5 protein-coding genes are annotated in these 6,344 nt (G+C 64.1%); 3 read left to right on the top strand and 2 right to left on the bottom strand.

Features of this window, described 5'->3' with window-relative positions:
* Positions 1-15: 15 nt before the first annotated feature.
* From QZH66_RS09740 to QZH66_RS09730, 3 genes are all read left to right on the top strand, one after another.
* On the top strand, positions 16-465 hold the full coding sequence (locus QZH66_RS09740; RefSeq protein ID WP_305805748.1) for a pilin: 450 nt from the start codon (positions 16-18) through the stop codon (positions 463-465).
* Between the two features lie 116 nt (positions 466-581).
* Positions 582-1,022, top strand: coding sequence for a pilin (locus QZH66_RS09735; RefSeq protein WP_305805745.1), 441 nt, complete (start codon positions 582-584; stop codon positions 1,020-1,022).
* Positions 1,023-1,170: 148 nt separating this feature from the next.
* Entirely contained in the window at positions 1,171-2,991 is a 1,821-nt protein-coding gene (locus QZH66_RS09730; protein WP_305805744.1) for a type IV pilus assembly protein, read from the top strand.
* Between the two features lie 785 nt (positions 2,992-3,776).
* Here the strand turns inward: QZH66_RS09730 and QZH66_RS09725 are convergent.
* Positions 3,777-4,241, bottom strand: coding sequence for a transposase (locus QZH66_RS09725; RefSeq protein WP_305805742.1), 465 nt, complete (start codon positions 4,239-4,241; stop codon positions 3,777-3,779).
* A gap of 708 nt (positions 4,242-4,949) precedes the next feature.
* A complete protein-coding gene (locus QZH66_RS09720) occupies positions 4,950-6,329 on the bottom strand; it encodes a sigma-54 dependent transcriptional regulator (RefSeq protein ID WP_305805741.1) in 1,380 nt (459 codons plus the stop codon).
* Positions 6,330-6,344 lie beyond the last annotated feature (15 nt).

The raw sequence follows: 6,344 nt of genomic DNA, 5'->3' as shown, positions 1-6,344 counted from the left end.
CTAGGGGATGTACGCATGAAGAAGCAACAGGGCTTTACGCTGATCGAACTGATGATCGTGGTCGCGATCATTGCCATCTTGGCTGCCATTGCAATTCCGGCTTATCAAGACTACATCGCCCGCTCTCAGATGTCGGAAGCCATGACTTTGGCCAGCGGGCAGAAGGTCGCAGTGTCCGAGGTGTTTGCTCAGGATGGAACCTGCCCGGCGAATGGAGCTAATGGCATCGATGATGCTACTGATATCAAGGGCAAGTACGTCAACTCCGTCACCGTTGGTGGTGCCGCTGCTGCTTCAGGTGGCTGCACCATCGTAGCGGCTATGAAGGCCGCTGGGGTTTCCAAGGGTATTCAGAGCGCTACCTTGACGTTGACCCTTTCCAATGCTGACAAGGGTTCCAATGTTTGGACTTGTACTTCTAATGCTGCTCAGAAGTATCTGCCCAAGGCATGTGCGGGTACTTGATTTTTACTGGACTTACGTCTTAGTAAGAACCCCGCAAGCACCCCCTTTTGGGGGTGCTTTTATTTGGGAAAAGTTGCCTAGGCGACTGGGCCAGGCTTCTATTGAGGTGGCGAGGCATGAAGATCCTGGTGCGCGGCTTCACGTTGATCGAATTGATGATCGCCGTTGCGATTATTGCTGTTCTTGTGGCAATCGCCATCCCTGCCTATCAGGATTATGTTATCCGGTCGCAGGTGATAGAAGGGCTCGGCTTGGCTGGAGATGCGCGCGCACGATCGGCTGAGTATTTTGCGGAATACGGTACCTTCGATGGAATAACAAACGAGAAGGCCGGACTTCCGCAGGCTGGCTCCATAAATGGTAGGTACGTTGAGTCGGTTGTGTTGAATGACGGTGATGCTGTGATAAATATTAAGTTCGCCTCTTCAGCCAATCCGAATATTGCTGGAAAAATACTCGGCCTGTCACCGGTGTTGAATAAGGGTGTTTTATATTGGAATTGTGAGAGTGCCGCTGGGGGAATTCATGAAAGGTATCTTCCAGGATCGTGTCGTTAGATTTTTCAAGAGTAACTGGTCGCGTAATTTTTAATGTTTGCGGAGTTGCTGGTGTGGGTGGCTTTGGGGTGGATTAGTTGGTTTTATTTGCTCTGGATGGCCGTCGATTGCAGAGCTTGATGAGTGATGCAAATAGCTAAGGATTAATATGAATGGCATGGCCACTACTGCAAATCTTGTCGGCATCACCGGTATCGCCCGTCGCCTGGTCCAGGACGGTGTGCTTGATGAGGCCGCCGCCCGTACTGCGATGACCCAGGCGACGGCGGCGAAGATGCCGTTGCCGCAATGGTTCGCCGAGAAGAAGCTGGTGACGGCGGCGCAGCTGGCCGCGGCCAACGCGCTGGAATTCGGCATGCCGTTGCTGGATGTGTCGGTGTTCGACAGCAACCACAGCGCGATCAAGCTGGTCAGCGAGGAACTGCTGCGCAAGCACCAGGTGCTGCCGCTGTTCAAGCGCGGCGGCAAGCTGTTCATCGGCACCAGCAACCCGACCCATGCGCTGGATGAGATCAAGTTCCACACCAATCTGGTGGTGGAGCCGATTCTGGTGGACGAGGATCAGATCCGCCGCACGCTGGAGGCCTGGCAGGCCAGCAACGACACCCTCGGCAATGCGCTGGGCGGTGACGACGAGGGCATGGGCGACCTGGAGGTTTCCTCCGACGACGAGGACATGGGGGCGGGTGGCGACAGCGGGGTCGATGCCAAGGGCGATGACACGCCGGTGGTCAAGTTCGTCAACAAGGTGCTGGTGGATGCGATCCGCAAGGGCGCTTCGGACATCCACTTCGAGCCCTACGAAGACGATTACCGGGTGCGTTTCCGCATCGACGGCCTGCTCAAGAACGTGGCCAAGGCGCCGGTCAAGCTCAACCAGCGCATCGCCGCGCGTTTGAAGGTGATGTCGCAGCTGGACATTGCCGAGAAGCGGGTGCCGCAGGATGGACGCATCAAGCTCAACCTGTCCAAGACCAAGCAGATCGACTTCCGCGTGAGCACGCTGCCGACGCTGTTTGGCGAGAAGATCGTGCTGCGTATCCTGGATGCCAGTGCGGCCAAGCTGGGCATCGACAAGCTCGGTTACGAGCCCGACCAGCAGAAGCTGTTCCTCGATGCGATCCACAAGCCGTACGGCATGGTGCTGGTGACCGGCCCGACCGGTTCGGGCAAGACGGTGTCGCTGTATACCGCGCTGGGCATCCTCAACGATGAAACGCGCAATATTTCCACCGCCGAAGATCCGGTGGAAATCCGCCTGCCCGGCGTCAACCAGGTGCAGCAGAACACCAAGCGCGGCATGACCTTTGCCGTGGCGCTGCGCTCGNAAGATCCGGTGGAAATCCGCCTGCCCGGCGTCAACCAGGTGCAGCAGAACACCAAGCGCGGCATGACCTTTGCCGTGGCGCTGCGCTCGTTCCTGCGCCAGGACCCGGACATCATCATGGTCGGCGAAATCCGCGATCTGGAAACGGCGGAGATTGCGATCAAGGCCGCGCAGACCGGGCACATGGTGCTGTCCACGCTGCACACCAACGACGCGCCGCAGACCATCGCGCGCCTGATGAACATGGGCATCGCGCCGTACAACATCACCAGTTCGGTGACGCTGGTGATCGCGCAGCGGCTGGCACGGCGGCTGTGTGGCAATTGCAAGAAGCCGGTGCAGCTGCCGGAGAACGCGCTGTTGGCCGAAGGCTTCACCCCGGAGCAGATTCCCCACCTTTCGCTGTACGAGCCGGTGGGCTGCGATGAGTGCACCGAGGGGTACAAGGGCCGTTGCGGCATCTACCAGGTGATGCCGATGAGCGATGAGATCGCCGCGATCGTGCTGGAAGGCGGCAACGCCATGGACATTGCCGAGGCGGCGCAGAAGGCCAAGGTCAACGACCTGCGGCAGTCGGCGTTGAAGAAGGCCGCGGCCGGCATCACCAGCCTGGCCGAGATCAACCGGGTGACCAAGGACTGATGGACGCAGCGGGGCGTTGCCCCGCTCTACAGGGTTTCAGCGCCGGGCATTGCCCGGCGTTTTTGTGGGTGGCCGGATCGTGGCCAGCGTTATGTAGTGCCGGGCAACGCCCGGCAGCCTCGGGGGTGGCCAGCAACAGAACGCACGGGTTTGTAGTGCCGGGCAGCGCCCGGCAGCCTGGGGTGGCCAGCAACAGAACGCACGGGTTTGTAGTGCCGGGCAACGCCCGGCAATCGCGGAGAGTGGCGAGGCAAGGGCGCGGCTGGTTGGTGAAGGTACATCGGGGAACATAGGCGCAGCGGGGCGTTGCCCCGCTCTACGGGGTTTCCAGCGCCGGGTATTGCCCGGCAATCGCGCAGAGTGCGAGGCAAGGGCGCGGCCGGATGGTGAAGGTACCTCGGGGAACACGGGCGCAGCGGGGCGGTGCCCCGCTCTACGGGGTTTCCAGCGCCGGGTATTGCCCGGCCATCGCGCAGAGTGCGAGGCAAGGGCGCGGCCGGATGGTGAAGGTACATCGGGGAACACGGGCGCAGCGGGGCGTTGCCCCGCTCTACAGGGTTTCCAGCGCCGGGTATTGCCCGGCGTTTTTTTGGGTGGCTGGGGCCGTGGCCAGCGTTATGTAGGGCCGGGCAACGCCCGGCAGCCTCGGGGGTGGCCAGCATCAGAACGCACGGGTTTGTAGTGCCGGGCAGCGCCCGGCAATCGCGGAGAGTGGCGAGGCAAGGGCGCGGCCGGATGGTGAAGGTATATCGGGGAACACGGGCGCAGCGGGGCGATGCCCCGCTCTACGGGGGATTGGCGTGGTCCGGCCAGCGGCACCAGACGTAGGGGTAACCGCTTGGGTGCGTACACAGGCCGGCCCGTACCGGGTTGTGCAGGATGTACGCGGTTAGGGCATGCAGGGATTCGTGGTGCCGCACGGCATGGTCGTGGTAACCGGCCTGCCAGACGCTACCGCGCGCTTGATTCAGCTGGTTGATGTGTTTGGCCGAGTGCGATTTCAGTTCCCGCAAACAGTCGGCCAATGTGCCGCGTCGGAGTTGGATCAACCAGTGCAGGTGGTCGGGCATTACCGCCCAGGCCAGAGTGCAGGTGAGTTTGTTGCGGTCGGACCGACGCATCGCGTCGATCACGATCCGGGCATTGCCATCAGCGCGGAACAGGGGGCGCCGCCCGGCGGTTACGGTGGTGATCGAGTAGAGAGTGCCGATGTGTGACACGCGGCCACGCAGGAGTCTGGGGCTTGCCATGCGGACAGCGTGGCGCGGTTGCCGCGATGACGGATGTCAGGCGTTCGCCCGGCCAGATGTCGGAATTTCCGGATAAGCCGATTTGTGGTGCCGGGCAGTGCCCGGCAGCTTCGGGGTGCCGGGTGTGGAGGGCAGCGGGGCGTTGCCCGCTCTACGGGGAGGCAGGCCTCGTTTTGCCGGGCGGGGCCCGGCAGCTACGGGGTGCCGGGTGTCGCGGGCAGCGGGGCGTTGCCCCGCTCTACGGGGCGGCAGGCCTCGTAGTGCCGGGCGGTGCCCGGCCGCTTCGGGGTGCCGGGTGTGGAGGGCAGCGGGGCGTTGCCCGCTCTACGGGGAGGCAGGCCTCGTAGTGCCGGGCGGTGCCCGGCAGCTTCGGGGTGCCGGGTGTGGAGGGCAGCGGGGCGTTGCCCGCTCTACGGGGAGGCAGGCCTCGTCGGGCCGGGCGGTGCCCGGCAGCTTCGGGGTGCCGGGTGTGGCGGGCAGCGGGGCGTGGCCCGCTCTACGGGGAGGCAGGCCTCGTAGGGCCGGGCGGGGCCCGGCAGCTTCGGGGTGCCGGGTGTGGAGGGCAGCGGGGCGTTGCCCCGCTCTACGGGGAGGCAGGCCTCGTAGTGCCGGGCAGCGCCCGGCAGCCGCAGTGTTACCCGGTGGGGAGGGCAGCGGGGCGTTGCCCCGCTCTACGGGGAGGCCGTGGAGGCGTGGGCGCTTTGCCGCTTATTCCATTTCCAGCTTTTTCAGCTTGTAGCGCAGGGCGCGGAAGGTGATGCCGAGCTTGGCCGCGGTTTTGGTCTTGTTCCAGCGGTTTTCCTCCAGCGCCTTCTGGATCGCGGCGCGCTCCATCTGCTCGATGTACGAGGGCAGGGCGGAGCTGGCCGGGTCGATGTCCACGACCGCTTCCTGGGCAGGGGCGCCGGTACTGGGCGCGTGGCGGGGGAGCGGTTGCGGCAGGCGCAGGTCGCTGGCGCCGATGCTGTCGTTCTCAGCCAGGGCGAGCGCGCGCTCGAGGATGTTTTCCAGTTCACGCACGTTGCCGGGGAAGCCGTACCCGGCCAATGCCTCCAGTGCGGAGGTGGCCAGCAGCGGAATCGACCGGCCGTGCGACTGCGCCAGCCGCGCCAGGATCGAGGCGGCCAGTTGCGGCAGGTCGCCGCCACGTTCGCGCAGCGGCGGTACCCGCAGCTCGATCACGTTGATGCGGTAGTACAGGTCGTGGCGGAAGCGGCCGTCGTGGACCAGATCAGCCAGGTCTTTGTGGGTGGCGGAAAGGATGCGGACATCGACCGGGATCTCGATCGAGGCGCCGACCGGGCGGATCGATTTTTCCTGGATCGCGCGCAGCAGCTTGACCTGCATCTGCAGCGGCAGCTCGGCCACTTCGTCCAAGAACAGGGTGCCGCCATGCGCGGCCTGGAACAGCCCGGGTTTGTCGGCGTGGGCACCGGTAAAACTGCCCTTGCGATGGCCGAAGAACTCGCTTTCCATCAGTTCGCTGGGAATGGCGCCGCAGTTGACCGGGACGAACGGGCCGTTGGCGCGCCCGCCCTGGGCATGGATGGTGCGCGCGACCAGCTCTTTGCCGACCCCGGATTCGCCCAGGATGTAGACCGGCGCCTGGCTGCGCGCGACTTTGGCGATGGTGGCGCGCAGCTCGTCCATGACCGCCGAGTCGCCGAGCAGGCGCGAGGCGTTTTCCGGCGGCGGCGCGGCCGGCGCCCGTTCGCTGTTGTTGAGTTCCAGGGCGTGCTTGACCAGCCCGCGCAGCACGTTGATGTCCACCGGCTTGCTGACGAAATCGAACGCGCCGGCCTTCAGCGCCTCGACCGCCAGATCCATGCTGCCGAAGGCGGTGATCATCGCCACCGGGGTGCACGGGTAGTCGCGGTTGATCTCGCTGACCAGTTCGATGCCGTTGCCATCGGGCAGGCGCATGTCGGTGATGCACAGCGCGTAGGGGTTGCTGGCCAGCAGCTCGCGGGCTTCGGCCAGGTTGGCGGCGGTGCTGACGCGCAGTCCCATGCGGCCGAGGGTGAGAACCAGAAGTTCGCGGATGTCACGTTCGTCGTCGACGACGAGGGCACTGTGGGTCGCATTCATGCCCGAAAGATAGCC

This window comes from Stenotrophomonas sp. YIM B06876, assembly GCF_030711595.1.
Lineage (GTDB): Bacteria > Pseudomonadota > Gammaproteobacteria > Xanthomonadales > Xanthomonadaceae > Stenotrophomonas.
Note: the sequence above shows the minus strand (reverse complement) of the source record. Positions and strands in the feature narration are given on the sequence as shown.

Excerpts from the sequence above, each read along its gene's own strand:
- QZH66_RS09740 (WP_305805748.1), top strand. The coding sequence starts at position 16 with ATGAAGAAGCAACAGGGCTTTACGCTGATCGAACTGATGATCGTGGTC.
- QZH66_RS09735 (WP_305805745.1), top strand. The coding sequence starts at position 582 with ATGAAGATCCTGGTGCGCGGCTTCACGTTGATCGAATTGATGATCGCC.
- QZH66_RS09725 (WP_305805742.1), bottom strand. The coding sequence starts at position 4,241 with ATGGCAAGCCCCAGACTCCTGCGTGGCCGCGTGTCACACATCGGCACT.
- QZH66_RS09720 (WP_305805741.1), bottom strand. The coding sequence starts at position 6,329 with ATGAATGCGACCCACAGTGCCCTCGTCGTCGACGACGAACGTGACATC.